This window comes from Robiginitalea aestuariiviva, assembly GCF_029537735.1.
GTDB lineage: Bacteria > Bacteroidota > Bacteroidia > Flavobacteriales > Flavobacteriaceae > Robiginitalea > Robiginitalea aestuariiviva.
Window position 1 is genome coordinate 403,247 of sequence record NZ_JARPUQ010000002.1, and the last position, 18,338, is coordinate 421,584.

The 18,338-nt window shown below is 56.0% G+C and carries 17 protein-coding genes; 7 read left to right on the forward strand and 10 right to left on the reverse strand.

What is annotated here, in order from left to right:
- Positions 1-165: 165 nt before the first annotated feature.
- Both OZ410_RS08515 and OZ410_RS08520 read right to left on the reverse strand, forming a co-directional pair.
- Positions 166-999, reverse strand: a complete 834-nt coding sequence (locus tag OZ410_RS08515; RefSeq protein ID WP_277707525.1) for an ABC transporter permease — start codon at positions 997-999, stop codon at positions 166-168.
- Positions 1,000-1,015: 16 nt separating this feature from the next.
- Positions 1,016-1,927 (reverse strand): ABC transporter ATP-binding protein, encoded by a 912-nt coding sequence (locus OZ410_RS08520; RefSeq protein WP_277707526.1) that lies wholly within the window; start codon positions 1,925-1,927, stop codon positions 1,016-1,018.
- 80 nt (positions 1,928-2,007) lie between these two features.
- Here OZ410_RS08520 and OZ410_RS08525 point away from each other — a divergent pair, with 80 nt between their 5' ends.
- Both OZ410_RS08525 and OZ410_RS08530 read left to right on the forward strand, forming a co-directional pair.
- Positions 2,008-3,090: a hypothetical protein gene (locus OZ410_RS08525; RefSeq protein ID WP_277707527.1), complete on the forward strand. Its 1,083-nt coding sequence runs from the start codon at positions 2,008-2,010 to the stop codon at positions 3,088-3,090.
- Positions 3,091-3,150: 60 nt separating this feature from the next.
- Positions 3,151-3,651 carry a YybH family protein gene (locus OZ410_RS08530; protein ID WP_277707528.1) on the forward strand — a complete coding sequence of 167 codons (501 nt, stop codon included), beginning with the start codon at positions 3,151-3,153 and terminating at the stop codon, positions 3,649-3,651.
- A 224-nt stretch (positions 3,652-3,875) separates the two neighbouring features.
- Here OZ410_RS08530 and OZ410_RS08535 read toward each other — a convergent pair whose 3' ends face one another.
- From OZ410_RS08535 to OZ410_RS08555, 5 genes are all read right to left on the reverse strand, one after another.
- On the reverse strand, positions 3,876-4,934 hold the full coding sequence (locus OZ410_RS08535) for a nucleoid-associated protein (RefSeq protein ID WP_277707529.1): 1,059 nt from the start codon (positions 4,932-4,934) through the stop codon (positions 3,876-3,878).
- 25 nt (positions 4,935-4,959) lie between these two features.
- A complete protein-coding gene (locus tag OZ410_RS08540) occupies positions 4,960-5,463 on the reverse strand; it encodes an IS1096 element passenger TnpR family protein (RefSeq protein WP_277707530.1) in 504 nt (167 codons plus the stop codon).
- 31 nt (positions 5,464-5,494) lie between these two features.
- Entirely contained in the window at positions 5,495-6,541 is a 1,047-nt protein-coding gene (locus OZ410_RS08545; RefSeq protein WP_277707531.1) for a COX15/CtaA family protein, read from the reverse strand.
- A gap of 12 nt (positions 6,542-6,553) precedes the next feature.
- Positions 6,554-7,984 (reverse strand): CCA tRNA nucleotidyltransferase, encoded by a 1,431-nt coding sequence (locus tag OZ410_RS08550; RefSeq protein ID WP_277707532.1) that lies wholly within the window; start codon positions 7,982-7,984, stop codon positions 6,554-6,556.
- A 101-nt stretch (positions 7,985-8,085) separates the two neighbouring features.
- Positions 8,086-8,913 (reverse strand): zinc-binding alcohol dehydrogenase, encoded by an 828-nt coding sequence (locus OZ410_RS08555; RefSeq protein WP_277707533.1) that lies wholly within the window; start codon positions 8,911-8,913, stop codon positions 8,086-8,088.
- Between the two features lie 104 nt (positions 8,914-9,017).
- Here OZ410_RS08555 and OZ410_RS08560 point away from each other — a divergent pair, with 104 nt between their 5' ends.
- Positions 9,018-9,830 (forward strand): glycosyltransferase family 2 protein, encoded by an 813-nt coding sequence (locus tag OZ410_RS08560; RefSeq protein WP_277707534.1) that lies wholly within the window; start codon positions 9,018-9,020, stop codon positions 9,828-9,830.
- On the opposite strand, the gene OZ410_RS08565 is transcribed toward OZ410_RS08560, so the two are convergent.
- Together OZ410_RS08565 and OZ410_RS08570 are read right to left on the reverse strand one after the other, a co-directional pair.
- A complete protein-coding gene (locus tag OZ410_RS08565) occupies positions 9,812-10,603 on the reverse strand; it encodes a glycosyltransferase family 2 protein (protein ID WP_277707535.1) in 792 nt (263 codons plus the stop codon). The two genes, OZ410_RS08560 and OZ410_RS08565, sit on opposite strands and share 19 nt — an antisense overlap.
- Before the next feature lie 220 nt (positions 10,604-10,823).
- Positions 10,824-11,639 carry a 2,3,4,5-tetrahydropyridine-2,6-dicarboxylate N-succinyltransferase gene (locus tag OZ410_RS08570; RefSeq protein ID WP_277707536.1) on the reverse strand — a complete coding sequence of 272 codons (816 nt, stop codon included), beginning with the start codon at positions 11,637-11,639 and terminating at the stop codon, positions 10,824-10,826.
- 103 nt (positions 11,640-11,742) lie between these two features.
- On the opposite strand from OZ410_RS08570, the gene ruvX reads away from it, so the two are divergent.
- The 4 genes from ruvX to OZ410_RS08590 all read left to right on the forward strand — a co-directional run bounded on the left by ruvX (position 11,743) and on the right by OZ410_RS08590 (position 16,678).
- Positions 11,743-12,159, forward strand: a complete 417-nt coding sequence (gene ruvX, locus OZ410_RS08575; RefSeq protein WP_277707537.1) for a Holliday junction resolvase RuvX — start codon at positions 11,743-11,745, stop codon at positions 12,157-12,159.
- The gene (gene def, locus OZ410_RS08580) at positions 12,156-12,746 is read left to right on the forward strand and encodes a peptide deformylase (RefSeq protein WP_277707538.1); all 591 of its coding nucleotides are present in this window, start codon (positions 12,156-12,158) and stop codon (positions 12,744-12,746) included. Before ruvX ends, def begins: the two co-directional genes overlap by 4 nt.
- A gap of 50 nt (positions 12,747-12,796) precedes the next feature.
- Entirely contained in the window at positions 12,797-13,228 is a 432-nt protein-coding gene (locus tag OZ410_RS08585) for a DUF5606 family protein (protein ID WP_277707539.1), read from the forward strand.
- Between the two features lie 126 nt (positions 13,229-13,354).
- The gene (locus OZ410_RS08590; RefSeq protein ID WP_277707540.1) at positions 13,355-16,678 is read left to right on the forward strand and encodes an amidohydrolase family protein; all 3,324 of its coding nucleotides are present in this window, start codon (positions 13,355-13,357) and stop codon (positions 16,676-16,678) included.
- A gap of 48 nt (positions 16,679-16,726) precedes the next feature.
- Here the strand turns inward: OZ410_RS08590 and OZ410_RS08595 are convergent, their stop codons facing one another.
- Entirely contained in the window at positions 16,727-18,337 is a 1,611-nt protein-coding gene (locus OZ410_RS08595; protein ID WP_420917750.1) for a family 20 glycosylhydrolase, read from the reverse strand.
- Position 18,338: the final 1 nt, after the last annotated feature.

Consider the following 18,338-nt stretch of genomic DNA (forward strand, 5'->3'; position numbering starts at 1 on the left):
GAGCCCAAGGAGCAGCCCGGCGGCGCATAGCAATTTTTTTAACATTCTCATCGGTCCAGGAAGGGTAAAATACGAAATAATCCGTAATCCCGAACCGGGTTCCGACAAGTGGTACGGCTTTGGGGCCGAAGAGGTTAAGGGGCATTGATCCCGGGCTTCCCGGGGTTAGAGGTCCCTTCGCTTCAGCAGCGCATAGGACCAGTAAACAAAGAGGGCAGTCCAGACCAGAGTAATCCCGAATTCGTAGACATGCAGCTGGTAGTCCAGCTTGAGGGTTTCCCCGATTTGTTCCGCCACGGACTGCACCGCATTCAGGCGGCTAACCGGTTCTTTAATCAGGTTGGCCATGGATTCCAGGGGGAAGAAATTCTTGATCTGCTGGGCGGTTTCCCAGGAGACGAATTTCCAGCCCAGGATGCCATAGGTGATCTGCTCCAGGATGGCCCAGAGGATCAGGAACCCCAGGGCAAAGGCCGAACGTTTGACCAGAACCCCCAGAAAGAGGCAGAAGCTGAAAAAGCCCACCAGTTTCACAAAGAAAGCCAACAGGAACCCCAGGTCGGAGAAAATGATGGAAACGGCCGTGTAATCCGAGTAGATGAGCCCCAGGATCATGGAAACCAAAAAGACAAAAACGGTGGAAATCCCGGCAAAACTCAAAACTGTCAGAAACTTGGAGGCGATAAACTCCTTTTTGGAGAGCCCGTCTATCAGGTTTTGCTTGATGGTTTTATTGCTGTATTCATTAGACATCATAGAGACGATCACTATTGCCAGGAACAGCTTGAAAATGGCTGTGACATAGGTGTTGAAATGCCAGATGTACGGGAAGTTGAAGATCCCCTGTTCTGCCAGGTGAAAGTCGATGGGGCCGATTTTGAAATGGATGGCGGCAATCAGGGCAATGGAGGTCAGTAGCGCAAAATAGGATATGATAAGTATCCGGCTGGCGCGGTTATTCCACAGTTTGATGAATTCGATTTGCAACAGGCGTTTCATAGACAGGTAGTGGGGGTTATACACCAGCAGGGGCGGCGTGGTTGGTTAGGGTCAGGAATTGTTGTTCCAGGCTCTCCTTGCGCTTTACCAGATGGGAAAGGCGGATGCCGTTTTCAAAACACAGGGCGTTAAGGGTATCGGCTTCCATTGGGGTTTCCAGATAGGCGGTCAGGAGTCCGTTCTCTTCCGTGAAACGGGAAAACTCGCTGCGACCCTGCAGGAAGGTTTTGAGTTTTTCAGGTTCGGCAGCTTTCAGCTCAAAAAAGCCATGACTGGCCAGCATTTCATCCACCTTTCCGGTGTAGAGGTTTTCCCCTTTGCGCAGGATAACCACATGGGTGCAAACCTTTTCCACTTCGTCCAGCAGGTGGGAGGCCAGCAGGATGGTAGTGCCCTGGGCGGCGATGTGCTTGATGAGTTCCCGGATTTGGTGAATGCCCTGGGGGTCCAGCCCGTTGGTGGGTTCGTCCAGGATCAGGATCTCGGGGTTGTTCAACAGGGCAGAGGCTATGGCCAGCCGCTGTTTCATCCCCAGGGAATAGGTTTTGAATTTGCTGTTGCGCCGCTCCCAGAGCCCGACCAGTTCCAGTTTCTCCCGGATGCGTTCCCGGGGCACTTCTTTGATGCGGCATACCAGTTGCAGGTTCTGCACCGCGGTCATGTAGGGGTAAAAATTGGGACGCTCGATTATGGCGCCTACCTTTTTCAGGGCCTCGTGGGTGGAGGTGGTCCCGTTAAACCAGCTGAAACTGCCCGAGGTGCGGTTCACCACGTTCAGGACAATACCCAGGGTGGTGGATTTTCCGCTGCCGTTGGGCCCCAGGATGCCGTATACATTGCCCTTTTCGATATGAAAGGACAGATTCTTGACGGCCGTGAGGGGGCCAAATTTCTTGGTTAGGTTGGTGACGGTAAGGATGGTTTCCAAGGGGAAAGGCTTTTAAGGATCCGTTTCCTAGTTGACGAAGAAATCCGTACTTTGTTACAAGGAACCTGAAAAGCGAGCGCGTGTCCGAGGAAAGACTCATGTCGAAAAAAAAACCGACCTACCCGGTCTGTCCGGAGCTGGATGCCTATTTGGAACAATACAGCCGCAAGACGGAAATTCCCATTTTTTATGAGGATTTGTTGCGGTTTTCCGGTTCTATTGTGGTCTATGACGACCACGGGGAGGATACCCTCTGGATCCGGGTGTATTATTCGGATACGGAGCGGCGGGAGATTGACGAGAGCCTGAAACGGGTCTATTCCATCCTGCACTCGGACGGGAGCGACCGCATCTTTCAGTTCCTCAATGTGGACGCAGTGGACTATTGCACCTTCGGGAATTCCAAACCCTTCCGCATTAAGGTGCGCAACATCCTGAACGACAACTTTACGTATTTCTATGTAAAAAAGGCCGATGCATCCCGTATCTATGGCCTGGAGCTGGAGCACCTGCTTTCCCCCTACAACATCAACTTCCTGGTTTACGGGAATACGTTAATCGAAGAGCATATTGCGGGCATCCCCGGGGATGTTTTTATCAAGGAAATGCTGCCGGATTGCAGCCCGTCGGAAAAATCTCAGCTGGCCAAGGAGTTTGTGAAATTCAACGAACGGTGTATGATCCGGTTGTTGGGCGATATGCGTTCCTACAACTACGTGATTGTGCCCATGCACGATTTTGACCATGTGGTCTACCGCATCCGGGCCATCGACTTTGACCAGCAGAGTTACGAGGGCAAGCTAAAGGTGTACCGCCCGCAGTTTTTCAAGGAGAATAACCCCATGGTGGATCTGGTCCGCAGCCGGTTGTTGTCGGATTCGGTGGACCAGTACAAGGTAGAGGAGCGTTCCTATGTGGCCAAGCGGATCCTCAGTTCCCACCGCCGAATCGGGAGACTGATTAAAATTGCACGGGCAGACCACATATCCACCCCTGAAAACATTGAGCGCCTGAAATCGGAAATCTATGACCTCACCCACGATGTGCAGTTCAAAGCCTGCAAGAGCATGGGCGATATCCTGGACGTGGCCCTGGATTTCGTGAAACGCAATTACGAAGATGTCAGCATGCGCCAGATTATCGAGAAGCGCATTAAAATATAGGCAATCCCCCAGCCAACAGGCTTCCCCCGGCCACTTAACGTTAAGTCAAAACCGTAAACCATGAAAAAAGCCATAGTATGGATTGGCCTTTGCCTGTTATGGGCAGCCTGTACCCCGGGACCAAAATCAGAAACGCCTGAATCCGATCCCCAACAGGCCCGGGATTCGGCCCTGGCCCAGATTGAGGCGGCCAATGAGGCCATCACCCGCCTGACGCGGGAAGGGGAGTTCGAAGCGGCCGGGAAATTCTTTGCACCGGATGTGGTCCAGATGATTTCGGGACAGCCTCCCATCCAGGGACGCAAAGCCTGGGTAGCTGCACAGGCGGCTGCGGCGGAAATCGGGGACTGGAGCCTGGAACTGGAAGTGTTGGATTTTCGGTACTTCGGAGACCAGGCTGTGGAACGCGGCCGGGGGGTGCAGACCTTTGTTGCCAATGAAAACAGCCCAATACCGTCTATGGAAATGACGGGCGATTACCTGGTGCTTTGGGAAAGGACCGCAGATGGCTGGCAAATCCGCTACGATTACGTGGTGGTGGAGCCGCCGGCCGGGGAATAGAAGGATGGGTTAGGCATATTCTTTTGGGCTACACGCGTTAGGGGGATGCCCCCGCCCCCCAACACCAATATATGAGCCCAAACGGCAAAATGCCATCAGCAGAAATTTTATGCCGGGCTGCAGGGAAGCTGCGCTTGGGAAGGGTACATTAACTGCAGGGGGAGGGGGAGATGCCCCCAGACTCGTAACCCGATGGCACAAGGTGTAAAACCCGGGTCGAAGCGTTAGGTTTTCTGCTCCTTGTTGAAATACACCAGGTAGTAGTACATCTGCCGTTCTTCGTCCCAGCCCTTTTCCACGAATTTCTCTGCGGACTCCGGGTTGATGAAGTTCAGTTTGATCTGGATGTTGGTATCCAGATCAATCACGTTTTTGATCTTTTTGCGGGTGTCGCTTACCGCCTTGTTGGCGATGTTGAAGTTGGAGACGTCTTCGATGCTGTATTTCGGCCCTTTTTCCACCTTATAGTGCTTGAACTCCGGGATCAGCTCCGGATTGTCCAGCACCTCATTCAGGAACTGGGTTTCCTCGAAGGCGTCATTTTTGGCAAAGTGGTTTACCGCCCGGTTCATAAAGAGCACTTCCTGTTGTTTGTCCTCTGCCGGCAGCACCACATCCTTGGCGAAGTTCTGGCAGAATTTCAGGTAGTTTTTGGTATAGAAATTTTCATCGGTGAGGGGCGACAGGCCCAGAAAATCTTCCAGCCAGTATTTGGCGTCGTAGCGGTTGCTGTCTACCGAGAGCACCTTGTAGCCATCTTCCCGCGAGCGGTTAAAGATCAGGCAACCTTTATCCAGCTTGTGGAGGTTCACCCCTTGCTGTACCATCATATCCAGGTTGGAACCCTTTTCCCGGAACTGCAGGAAGTCCTGTTTTACCTCGCTTTTAAAAATTCCCAGGGCATCGGTCCGCTCATTGTCCAGTTGTACATCCGTAAAGTAAGCCACATAGCATTCCCCGCTTTTGATATGAGGGTGGTTGGACTGCCCGTACAGGTGTTGGGCAATTTCCCGGCTTACCTCGTGGAGGCGCCCGGGATTGTCAAAAACGGCAGAGGCTGCTTCGTAGATCGGATGAAATTCCAGGGAAGCTTCATGGCGGAAACAGAAGTAGTTTTCCTCCTTTTCCCGGAAGGGTTTGAAAAAATATTCCTTCAGTAACCCGCTGATCTCATCATTGAGGGCATAAGGCGTTTCGGAGAGAAAAAGGGGCTCCGCCCGGTGTTTGTTGCCCACGCGGTGGAGGGAAACGGTATCGATTTGCGTAGCATACAGGTTCAGCATGGCCAGGGGTCAGATAAGGGTAAGGTTAATTCCAGTTTTCGTCGAAATCCATGTCGTCATAGCTGCCAAAGGGCTCCTCGAAATTGGCTTCCGGGCCTTCGTCATCGGCCTCAAAGCGTTTTTCGGGCGGGGCCTCCGGCACTTCCCCGAAACTAAAGAGCAGGTTCGGGTAACTCCGGCCATCCTCAAAATCGGCAATATCGGCCAGTTCCACGAAGAAGGTCCACATGTTCAGGAAATCGTATACGTAGAGCAACTTGGGGTTTTCCTCGTCCAGCACTTCGTGCAGGGCCGTATTGTGCATCAGGCGTTCGGGCCCGTCCCCCTCCCGCATATCGAACAATGGAATCTCCTCCTCCTGTTTCCAGTTTTCATCGCAGGTGTAGAAGGAGGCCATTTCCTCGCCCAGGAACCCAAAAGCCTGTGTAATGGCCGTATGCAGGTCTTCCAGGCTGTCGGTTGCCTCAATTTCAAGGTCGCGGAAAATATCCTCCTGGGCATCCAGGATAACGCGGATTTTATAGATCATGCCGTTGGGTTTTTCGCAGCGTCCGGCAAAGTTACGAAGAAATGCGGGTTTGGTTGGCCTGCCGCATCTGCAACCACAGGTACCATTGCGCCCCGAATAACAGGGCGGCCATCACCAGGTGCACAGGCTGGCTGCCGAAGGGGAATGCCAGGTAATTCATGGCGATGCCGCTCAACAGGATCAGCCCCACAAAAGTCAGGACGGGCCACATCAGCCGGTAGCCCAGGCCCCGGGAATAGATGCGGTACCCCACCCAGAGGTGCAGCAGGACCACTATGATCGAAAAAGAACGGTGCACCAAAAAGATGGTCGCAGGGTCCATAAGCCAGAATTCACGGGCGCCCTCACCCAGCAGGTCCGCCTGTTCATCCACATATTGCCGGACCTGACTGCCCATCAGGATCTGGAGCAGGCTCAGCAGAACAGTGGCGCCCCATAGCCCGAAGGTAAACGGGTCCCGGCGGTGCGTCGGGTTGGGCGCGGTATCCCTGAAAACAATCCAGGTAAGCATGGCCACAATGACCAGGGCCATAAACATATGCAGGGTAATGCGCACCGGTGCCAGTACGGAATAGACTACCGTGGCGCCCAGCCAGGCCTGGAAGCCGATGGCAATCACGGTAAGCCAGGCAAAGAGGACCCGCCCCTTCTTTTCAGGCCACCAGGCCAGGGAAAACAAAGCCATACCCAGGATGGCCAGGCCCGATAGGGCCCCCAAAAGCCGGTTGATGTACTCGGTCCAGGTGTGGGCCGCGTTAAAAATGGCATAGTCGTGTTTCGTATAGGGCTCCCAGTTGGCGGGGTCAAAGCGGTCCCTGGCTGTGAAATCCTCCCGGGCCAGCAGCAGGTTTTCCTTGAAAATGATCACCTGTCCTTCCTGGTATTCCCTTCCCCGGGTCCATTCCAGTTCGGAGGCTTCGGTAGGGGGAATCAGGTAGCCAAAGCATTTGGGCCAGTCCGGGCACCCCATCCCGCTGCCGGTCATGCGCACAACGGCCCCGGCCAGAATAACCAGGTAAACCAGGACCAGGGCTGTTTGGGCCATCCGGTAATATCCTTTTTTAGCACGTGTCCTCATGGTACTTCGCTTTTAGTGTTTCAGGGGCTCCAGCCCAATTTCCCGTCCTTTCCGGATCATATAATCCCTTGCAGCCCCGTGGGCATTCGGGATTTCCCCTTCCAGGATGGCTTCCTTGATGGCTTCCTTGATGATGCCGATCTCCCGGCAGGGTTGCAGCCCGAAGGTTTCCATGATTTCCTCCCCGCTTACCGGGGGCTGGAAATTACGGATGCGGTCCCGTTCCTCCACTTCCTGTATTTTCTCCCGCACCAGGCGGAAGTTCTTCAGGTAGCGTTTTTGCTTTTTCGGGTTTTTGGTGGTGATATCCGCCTCGCAGAGGGTCATCAGGTCTTCTACATCATCTCCGGCATCAAAGACCAGCCGGCGTACAGCAGCGTCTGTCACATAGTCATTGGACAATACGATGGGGCGCGAACTCATCATCACGAGTTTCTGTACGTACTTCATCTTTTCATTCAGGGGGAGTCGCAGCCGCTTAAAAAGTTTGTACACCATTTTGGAGCCCACGTATTCATGGCCGTGGAAGGTCCACCCGATTTTGGCGTCAAAACGTTTGGTCGGCGCTTTGCCGATATCGTGCAGCAGGGCTGCCCACCGCAGCCAGAGGTTGTCCGTGGTCCGGGAAATGTTGTCCACCACCTCCAGGGTATGCCAGAAGTTGTCCTTGTGCCGCTGGCCTTCCCGTTCCTCAATTCCCTGCAAGGCCACCAGTTCCGGCAGGATGTACTCCAGCAAGCCGGTTTTATGGAGCAGCCCCAGGCCTTCTGAGGGCTTTGGGGTGAGGAGGATTTTATGTAATTCGTCTGTGATGCGCTCCCGGGAAACAATCCGGATACGGTCTTTCTGGATCGAAATCGCGTTCAGGGAATCCCTGTGGATGCGGAACCCCAGCTGGGCGGCAAACCGGATGGCCCGGATCATGCGCAGGGGGTCGTCCGAATAGGTCGTTTCAGGCTCCAGGGGGGTGCGGATAAGCGCGTTTTCCAGGTCCTTTAACCCATTAAAGGGATCCAGCAGGCGCCCGAAGTCCTCCTCCCCCAGGGAAAGGGCCAGGGCATTGATGGTGAAATCCCTGCGTTGTTGGTCGTCTTCCAGGGTGCCGTCTTCCACCAGGGGTTTGCGGCTGTCCCGCTGGTAACTCTCCTTGCGGGCCCCCACAAACTCCAGTTGCATCCCCTGGTGTTGCACCATGGCTGTGCCGAAATTCTTGAAGACGCTCACCTTGGGGTGGCCGGGCAGGCGTTTGGCTACCGCCCTGGCCAGGGCAATCCCACTGCCAACAGCCACAAAGTCGATGTCCTGCTTTTGCTCCCGGCCCAACAGGTAGTCCCGCACAAAGCCGCCAATTACATAGGCCTCCAGCCCCAATGCCTTGGCGGCAAGGCTGACTTCCTTGAAGATGGGGTCTTTCAGGGCTTTGGTATGGAAGGTTTGCATCATGGGGGTTCCTGGATTCCGACGGGGTACGCCCGGGGATTTTAACCAGCGCAAAGGTACCACTTAGGCGGAAGCTGTTAAAATCCGGGGCCGATTTTCCGGGTTTAGGATTTGGGGATCGGAAGGCAGCCAAAACGGGCGGTCAGGGCCTCCCATTGGGTGCGGTTCTGGTCCTGATTGATATTCGTCTTCTTCAGGGAGTATTTCTGGGTCCCGATAATCGGGATGGGCTCTTTCACCGGTTCTCCCGGCGAAACCACCCGGGTGCCGGCCAGGAGCCCCATCATTTTAAACCAGAGGTCGTCCGCCCTGGGGCACAGCTCCATAAAGGTTTCCCGGTCCTGTACCCGCTCATCCAGAGAACCAGGGGGGTAGAGCACGCCTCCTGCCCCTATGGCCATTACGGCTTCGGCAGGGGTGTCAGGGCCTTGATAGGTCCATGCCTTGTAGGGAAGCAGGTTTCCCTGGGCATCATACCGGATGCGCCGCAACTGGTGGCCAATGATGCAGCCGGGGTGTTGGCGGTGGGAGGCGTACAGGCTTTCCAGCCAGCGGCGACGGTACATCAGATCGTCGTCGCAGGTTACAATAACGTGCCCGGGAAAGGCCTCCAGGGCGTGGATCAGTTTTTTATGCGGGGCCGTAAGGGGGGTGGGCCGGATTTCAAAACGGTCGTGGACCAGGGCCTGCAGCCGCTTCGGGATCTTGGGCAGGTCGGGTTCGGGTAGCCAGAGCACTATTTTTTCCGGGACCCGGGTCTGAGTGAGCAGGCTGCGCACCACCAGGTCTACACGCGGCAGGCGCGGGGGGATGGAGGTAAAGGAAACCACTACGGGCACTTCCGCTGCGGCAGGCTGGAACAGGCGGCTCCGGGGGGTAGCCCGCAATTGCAGGCTGCGGAAAACGGATTTGGGGATTTCCTTTAATTTCATGTCATTTGCACGGCCGGCGGTCTGGCGCGAATGAAAAGCCGCCTCCGGCAAAAATAGACAATTGGGGTTTCATTACTTTTGCAGGAAAGCTAAATCGGTGCGTTATGCCTAAAGTGTCGGTCATTGTCAGTACCTATAACTCGGAAAAATGGCTGGAGAAAGTCCTTTGGGGCTTTAACTGTCAGTTGTTCCGGGATTTTGAGGTGGTGATCGCTGACGACGGTTCGGGCCCGCCTACCCGCGAGCTGATCGACCGGATGCGGCAAGAGGTCTTTTACGATATCCAGCATATTTGGCAGGAGGACGACGGTTTTCAGAAGTCCCGTATTCTGAACAAGGCAGTAGAAGCCTGCAGGGCCGACTACATTATCATGACGGACGGGGATTGCATCCCCCGCAATGATTTTGTGCAGGTCCACCACATCAATAAGGAAGCCGGGTATTTTATTTCAGGGGGCTACTACATGCTGCCCATGAATATCTCACAGCAGATTTCCCGGGAAGACATCGAGTCCCAGCGGTGTTTCGACATCCACTGGCTGAAGCATTTAGGCATCCCGAAAACCTTTAAGAACAACAAGCTCACGGCCCGTGGCTTCCTCTCCAAAATCCTGAACACCCTTACCCCCACCAACGCCAGTTGGAACGGGCACAACAGTTCGGGATGGAAGAAGGACATCCTGAATGTCAACGGTTTTGACGAGCGCATGCAATACGGCGGGCAGGACCGGGAGTTGGGCGAACGGCTGATGAATTTCGGGATCAAGTCCAAACAACTCCGCTACAGTGCGGTCTGCGTGCACCTGGACCATAAAAGGGGGTATAAGACGCCGGAGTCCCTTGCCAAGAATGCGGCCATCCGTAAGGAGACCCGTAAAGACCGGAAGGTTTGGACGTATTACGGCATTACCAAATAGTACGCCAGCTCGTTTTTCTTTTCGAGTTTTTTGAGTTCCCGGTACCGTTCCCATACGCCAAGGGCATTCAGGTAGCAGATGGTCAGCCCTTTGCGCCCGTCCAGGATTCCCAGGCGAAGCACATAATGGTTTACAAACTTCCAGGCGGTCTTCAGCACCATCAGGGCGCGGTTAAACCGGCGCTCCTTGTAGAAATCCTCCCGGGCCTTTAAGCGGCCGTAGCGGAGCATCTTCCCCTTGTAATCCTCGTAATTCTTGTAGCAGTAGTGGATGAGCTTTTCGCGTAAAATACCCGAGGTGCCATTTACCTCCAGGGTTTCATGCACAATTTTGCGGTCCGTAAACCGGGCTTTGCTGCGGCGGAAAAGCCGGTAATTTTTGTCGGTTTGCCACCCGCTGAAACGCAAGGGGCTGCGGCCGAACATAAACTGTCGGTAAAACCAATAGGCCGCGTGCTCCGGCTCCCGGGCCAGGGTGGCCTGTATTTCGTCCTGCAGGGCAGGCGGAATTACTTCGTCCGCATCCAGGAAAAGAACCCAGTCGTGCGATGCCTGGCTCAGGGCAAAGGACTTTTGCAGGGTGAAATTTTCAAAGGGATGTTGGATAACCCGTACCCGCGGTTGTGCACACAGGTACTCATAAGTGCCGTCTGTGCTGTAGGAATCCACGACCAAAATCTCGTCCGCAAAGCGGATGGATTCCAGACATTTTTCAATGTACCCGATCTCATTGTAGGTGATGATCAGGGCGGAAATTTTTGAATGCTGGGGCATGGGCAGGTGTTCGTTTACCGGATTAGGGTAAAATCATAACAAAAAAACGACTAAAAAATTGTTTAAGCACCATAAAATCAGGGATTCGGGTGCGAATTATCAACAATTTAACAAGAACCCAATGGTTTTGAGCAAGTCGTAATTTTGCAGGAAAGGTATTACAAAAATATCAGGGAAACCCCTGTGGTTTTGCCATTTTTCCGAAATCCGGGAAAGGGAATCAGACCGCTACATCGTATTGACGAAGGGCGTCGTTCAGGGAAGTTTTCTTGTCCGTACTTTCTTTCCGTTTTCCGATAATCAGGGCACAGGATACCTGGTAATCCCCGGCCGGGAACGACTTGGTATAGCTCCCGGGGATAACCACGGACCGCGCGGGTACCCGCCCCTTGTATTCCACGGGTTCGCCGCCGCTTACATCAATGATTTTGGTAGAGGCGGTAAGGACCACATTGGCGCCCAACACGGCCTCTTTTTCCACATGTACGCCTTCCACCACAATACAGCGGCTGCCAATAAAGGCATTATCCTCTATAATCACCGGGGAGGCCTGCAGGGGTTCCAGGACGCCCCCAATGCCCACGCCCCCGCTCAGGTGCACGTGCTTGCCGATCTGGGCACAGCTGCCCACGGTGGCCCAGGTGTCTACCATGGTGCCCTCGTCCACATAGGCCCCGATATTCACATAGCTGGGCATGAGAATGGCTCCGGGCGCAATGTAGGCGCCGTGGCGGGCTACCGCATGGGGTACTACCCGGACGCCCTTTTCCTGATATCCGCGCTTCAGGGGAATTTTGTCGTGGTATTCAAAAATGCCGGCCTCCAGGGTTTCCATCTTTTGGATGGGAAAATACAGCACCACCGCTTTTTTCACCCAGGCATCGATAACCCATTGGTCCCCGTCCGGATGGGCGCAGCGCAGCTGCCCCTGGTCCAGCAGGTTTATGACTTCCCGTATAGCTTTTTGGGTCTGGTCTTCTTTCAGCAATTCCCGGTTATCCCAGGCCTTTTCGATGGTGGTGCGCAAGGCTTCCATAAGCGTGTTCAGATTTTGCGCAAATATACGGCGGGTCGGGCGGGGTACCCAGCAAAATTTAGAGCTGTAACGATTTATCCGTTATTTTTGTCAAAAATTTCCCTTGGGCAGAATTTTGGCATTGGACTATGGAAAAAAGCGGACCGGCGTGGCGGTTACGGACGCCCTGCGGCTGATCGCCTCCGGCCTGGAAACCGTGGCCACTTCCGAATTGTTGCCTTGGCTTGATGCCTACCTGGCCGCAGAGGCGGTAGACCTGATTGTGATTGGCGAACCCCGGCGGATGGATAACCGGCCCTCGGAGGTGGAAGCGGACATCCAGGATTTTATCGCCCGCCTGCTAAAGCGCCAGCCAGGGGTTCAAATCGCCCGGCAGGACGAGCGGTTCACCTCCAAAATGGCGGCCCGCGCCCTGGTTGAAGGGGGGATGAAAAAGAAAAAAAGGAGGGAGAAGGCGGTACTGGACGAAGTGAGTGCCACCCTGATCCTGCAATCGTATTTAAGCAGTAATAATTTATGATCTTGCCTATTGTAGCGTACGGAGACCCCGTATTGCGGAAAAAATGTGAGGATATCGATGCCGGGTATCCCGGGTTGGAAACCCTGCTCTCGGATATGTGGGAGACCATGTACCAGGCCAGCGGCGTGGGATTGGCCGCACCCCAGATCGGGAAGGCCATTCGCGTATTTCTGGTCGATACCAGCCCCTTTGCCGAAGACGATGTCCTGCCTGCAGCGGAGCGGGAGCTCCTTAAAAGCTTTAAAAAGGTTTTTATTAACGCCCGGATAGAATCCGAAACCGGGGAGAAGTGGGCCTTTAACGAAGGCTGCCTGAGTATCCCGGATGTGCGGGAGGACGTGCAACGCATGGATACCATTACCATGACCTATATGGACGAAGATTTCAAGGAGCATACCGAGACCTTCGATGGGCTGCTGGCCCGGGTTATCCAGCACGAGTACGACCATATTGAGGGCATCCTCTTTACCGACCACCTGTCTTCCCTGAAAAAGCGGCTGCTCAAAAGCCGGCTGGGTAATATTTCCAAGGGACGCATCCAGGTAGACTACCGCATGCGTTTCCCGGATGCCAAACGGGCCCGTTAACCGGAATCATCATTTTTTTTGACATCTTTGCAGCCAGATAAAAACGCGCTATGAGTTTAGATAAAATCCTTTCCATCGGAGGCAAACCCGGGTTGTACCGCCTGGTGACCCAGACCCGTACCGGCTTTGTGGCCGAGTCCCTGCTGGACGGTAAGAAGATCTCCGTGGGGATGGCCGGGAATGTAAGTGTGCTCTCGGAAATTGCCATCTACACCCTGGAAGAGGAAATGCCCCTTCGGGAAGTCTTCCGGAAAATCCACGAAAAGGAGGGCGGGGAGAAAACCCCGGTGAAGCACAAGGCGGACAAACTCGAATTGGAGGAATACTTTTTCGAGGTCATCCCGAATTATGACGAAGACCGGGTTTATGCCAGCGACATCCGCAAGGTTATCCAGTGGTATAACCTGCTTTGCGAGAACGGGATAACCGATTTTGCCGAAGCAGATCAGGGAGAGGAAGCGGCTGCAGGAGACGAGGCCTGATAGCGGGTGTGACAGGGGAGCTGAATATGCCTATCTTTAGGCCGCTAAGCTAAACCTGTATCACCGATGAAATACCTGAAACCCTGCCGGAGGTGGCTTCCGGCATTTGCCTGTATAATGGGCCTTATGGCCTTTGGGCAAGAAGCCTCCAAAGATTCCCTGCCGGACGGTAAGGAAGACCTCCCCCTAAAACCCACCCGGAACATTACCTTTGAAGCCCAGGAAGGAACCTGGATGTCCGTGGATGTAAGTCCGGACGGACAAACGGTGGTCTTTGACCTGATGGGCGACCTGTATACCGTTCCCATTACCGGAGGTACTGCCAAGGCCCTCACCCAGGGCCTGGCCTACGAAGTGCACCCCAGGTACAGCCCGGACGGGAAATCCCTCCTCTACATTTCCGATAAAAGCGGGGCCCAGAACGTCTGGATCATGGACCTGGAGACCCAGGAAGAAACCCAGCTCAGTAAGGAGAAAAACAAGGTATTCTTTTCTGCGGACTGGTCTGCAGATGGGGATTACGTGGTGGCCGCCCTGGGCCGCCGGAACATTAAACTACGCCTGTACCACAAGGACGGGGGCGGGGGAACAGCCCTGATTGCCAAGCCGGAAAACCTCAAGGCTATAGACCCGGCCTTTTCGGCCGATGGGAAAACCGTTTATTTCTCCCAGCGGCGGGGCGCCTGGAATTACAACGCACAATTGCCCCAGTACCAGATCGGGACCTACGATATGGCCGATGGGGGCATGGCGGTGATTACGGACCGGTACGGCTCCGCTTTTACCCCCACTCCAAGCCCGGATGGGAACTGGCTGGTCTATGGCACCCGTTTTGAAGACCAGACCGGGCTCAGGCTGCGCAACCTGAAAACCGGGGAGGAGCGCTGGCTGGCTTATCCCGTGCAGCGGGACGAGCAGGAGTCCATTGCCCCCCTGGGGGTACTTCCCGCCATGGCCTTTACCCCGGACAGCAAGGAATTGGTGGTATCCTACGGCGGGAAACTCCATGCCATAGCTATTGCCGACCAGGGGGTACGCGCCATTCCCTTTACCGCCCCGGTAAAGCTGGATCTGGGGCCGCGCCTGGAATTCAAATACCCGGTTTCGGATAGCCCGCAGGTACAGGTGACCCAGATCCGGGACGCGGTGCCTTCCCCGGACGGGACCCGCCTGGCTTTCACAGCCCTGAATCGGCTGTACGTGATGGATTTTCCAAATGGGACCCCGCGCCGGCTCACTAACCACGATTTTACCGAAGCCCATCCCGCCTGGTCGCCGGATGGTTTGGAGATTGTTTTTACCGGCTGGAAACCTGGCGGCGGCCACCTGTACAAAGTTCGCAGCGACGGCCGCAGGGCCCCGGTACAGCTCACCCGTACCCCCGGGATTTACAGCCAACCGGCCTGGTCCTACCGTTCCGGCCGGATTGCGTTTTTGCGCGGCACGGCCCAGGCCTACGAAGACGGGGTAGGGCCCCGTACGCGCGGTAGTGAGGAAGACCTGGTATGGATCCCCTCCGAAGGGGGGCAGGCGGTGCTGATCGACAAGGCCGAGGGCCGGACCACCCCGCATTTTACCCGGGTGGACGACCGGGTGTACCTGAGCCACCCGCAGCGGGGGCTGCTGTCCCTGCGCTGGGACGGCACGGACGAAAAGCAACACCTGATCCTTAAAGGGATTGAGACCTATGGCTCCCAGGATATCATGGTAGATGCCCATGATCATAATAACCCGAATGTGCTGCCCAACATAGCCGGGGAGCAGAACGACAAGGCCTCCCGCCCTTCGGAAATCCGGATGGCGCCGGATGGGGGCCATGCCCTGGCGCTGATCAACAATGACATTTATTCGGTAGTGGTGCCCAGGTTCGGGCAAACCCCCACTATTTCGGTCAGCAACCCGGAATCCGCCGCCTTCCCGGCGACCAAGCTCACGGAACTCGGCGGGGAATTTCCCGCCTGGTCCGGGAATAGCCGCTATGTGCACTGGTCCTTGGGCGCCAGCCATTTTCGCTACGACCTGCCCGAAGGCAAACGCTTCAGGGACAGTGTGGCCGCTGCGAAGAAAAAAGAAAAGGAAGACCCGGTAAAAAAGGATTCCACGGCCGGGAAGGAAACCAAAAAAGAGGAGCCCAAGACCTTTGAGGCCGAGGAATTCAAGATCAAGCTTACCTTTCCCCGGGACACGCCCCGAGGCACCCTTCTGTTAACCAACGCCCGCCTGGTGACCATGGAGGCAGAAGGGGTGATCGCTTCGGGCGATATCCTCATCCGCAACAACCGTATTGCTGCGGTAGGCCCCAGTGGCACCCTCGAGGTACCGGCGGGGACAGAAGTGCGGGACCTTTCGGGGAAAACGATTGTGCCCGGATTTGTGGATACTCACGCCCATATGTGGCCGGCCTGGGGCATTCACAAGAACCAGGTGTGGATCTATGCGGCAAACCTGGCCTACGGGGTCACCACCACCCGTGACCCCCAAACGGCCACCACCGATGTACTTACCTATTCCGACCTGGTGAAGGCCGGAAAAATGCCCGGCCCCAGGGTATACAGCACCGGCCCGGGCATAGGCTTCTGGCGGTATAAGCTTACCAGCCTGGACCACACCCGCAAGGTCCTGCGGCAGTACAGCGAATACTACGATACCAAAACCATCAAGATGTACCTGACGGGTAACCGGCAGCACCGCCAATGGGTAATCATGGCCGCCAAAGAGCTGGAGCTGATGCCCACCACCGAAGGCGGGCTGGATTTTAAACTGAACATGACCCAATTGCTGGACGGCTACCCCGGGCATGAGCACTCCCTGCCGATTTATCCCATCTACAGCGATGTGGTGCAGACCATTGCTCAATCCGGGATGGCCGTAACCCCAACCCTGCTGGTCTCCTATGGGGGGCCCTGGGCCGAAAACTATTTCTACGCCACGGAAGACGTTTGGGGCGATGCCAAACTGCAGCACTTTACCCCCTATGAGGAACTGGCCCAGAAATCGAGACGCCGGCCGGGCTGGTTTATGGAAGAAGAGCACGTCTTCAAAAAACATGCGGCTTTTATGAAAGACCTGGTGGAAGCCGGGGGCATTGCCGGGATCGGCAGCCACGGCCAGTTGCAGGGTCTTGGGTTTCATTGGGAACTCTGGGCGGTGGCCAGTGGGGGCATGAAGCCCATGGACGCCCTGAAGACCGCCACCATCCTGGGGGCTACGGCCCTGGGGCTGGATGGTGACCTGGGGAGCCTCAAGGCCGGGAAACTGGCAGACCTGGTGATCCTGGACGGGAACCCCCTGGAGGACCTGCGCCAGACCAACAGCATCCGCTTTGTCATGAAGAACGGCCGGATGTACACCGGCGACAACCTGGACGAAGTATGGCCCCGCCAGCAGGAAGGACCCCGTTTTTCCTGGCAGGGCGCCGCACCGGAAGGCGTTCCGGGTATGCGCGACTAGCACCTGACAGCAAGAAAAAGCCCCCCGAAATCCGGGGGGCTTTTTTGTTTAGTCGCGCAGGGGTTCCGGCAGGTCCGGCTCTTCCCAGGGTACCCGGGCCGAGGGGTAATACCGGATGTCCATCCGCTTGAAATACGGGGTCTGGGCGGCCAGCCGCAGCTTATACTCCTCCCAGGAACGCTGGCTTTCGGGGGTCCATCCCAATTCGGCATACCCCAGCAGGCGGGGGAAGGCCAGGTATTCCAATTCGGAAATCTCGGCTATGGTTTCGGACCACAGGGGGGCCTCAATGCCCAGGATGTGTTCCCGGGAAATCCCGGCCGCGTACGTGGCGGGGTTCCAGATGTAGGCCGTGTCTACCGGGATGTAGGCAGCCCAGTGCAGGCCGTATTCCGAAATACTGTCGTACTGCATGTCCAGGTAGGCCTTGCGGGCGGGAGAAAGCAAGACTTTCATCCCTTTTTCCACCGCCAGGGTGGCATTGTCCTCATCGGCCCAGAACTGGGCTATGGTGGTATTGTCCAGGTCTGCATGGGCCACTTCGTCCCAGCCGATCACCTGCTTGCCGTACTTCTGTACGATGGGCTCAACCTTGTTGATAAAGTAAACGTAGTCGTCCTCCTGGGTCACGTGGCTTTCATCCCCCCCGATGTGGAAATACGGGCCGGGGGTAATGGCCGAAATTTCCCGGACCACATCGTCGATAAACTGGTATACGGTGTCTTTGCGCGTGTCCCAGGTGCTGAAGCCCACCCGGGTACCGGTGTAAAGTTCCGGGGTTTTTCCGTTGCCGTTCAGCACGGGGTAGGCCACAGAGGCGGCATTGGTATGCCCGGGCATGTCTACCTCGGGCACAATGGTGATGTAGCGTTCGGCCGCGTAGCGAACCAGTTCTTTATAATCTTCCTGCGTATAGAAGCCCCCGGGGCCGCCGCCAACTTCCGTACTTCCGCCAACTTCCGTAAGGCGCGGCCAGGATTTGATCTCAATCCGCCAGCCCTGGTCGTCGGTCAGGTGCAGGTGCAGGACGTTCAATTTGTAATAGGCCATCACGTCCAGGTATTTCTTCACGTCTTCCACGGAAAAGAAATGCCGGGCCACGTCCAGCATGGCGCCGCGGTAGCCAAATTCCGGGACATCGGTGATTTCCCCCCCGGCCAGGGGCCAGATGGGGTAGGGGGCCAGGGTATCGTTGGCCTGTTCCGGGATCAGCTGGCGCAGTGTTTGGGCGGCCAGCATGGCCCCGTTCGCAGTGGCCGAGGTGATCAGAATGGAATCCGGGCTAATGCGCAGGTGGTAGGCTTCCGGATTATCCTGGGCACCTGCCTGCAGGTAGATGGCGCGGTGTACCTCCCCGTCCTGGGCATTCACCGGGAGGCGCAAGCCCGTTTTGCCCTGAATTTTATCGGAGAGGAAAGCCGCCACGGCCGCCCGGGGCGCATCGTCCTGGGGGCTATAAATTGCCGTGTACTGGTCCAGGCCAAAGGCCGCCCCGGAAGCGGTTACAGACACCGGTTTCGGGATCAGGGGCTGGGCCGCCAGGTCGGTTTGTGGGAAATCGATTTGCGGGGCGGGGTCCATACAGGCAGCCACTCCGGCCAGCAGGGCTGAGCCGGCCAGAAACCGGGTTAGACTACGGGGGATTGAAGGTGTTTTCATG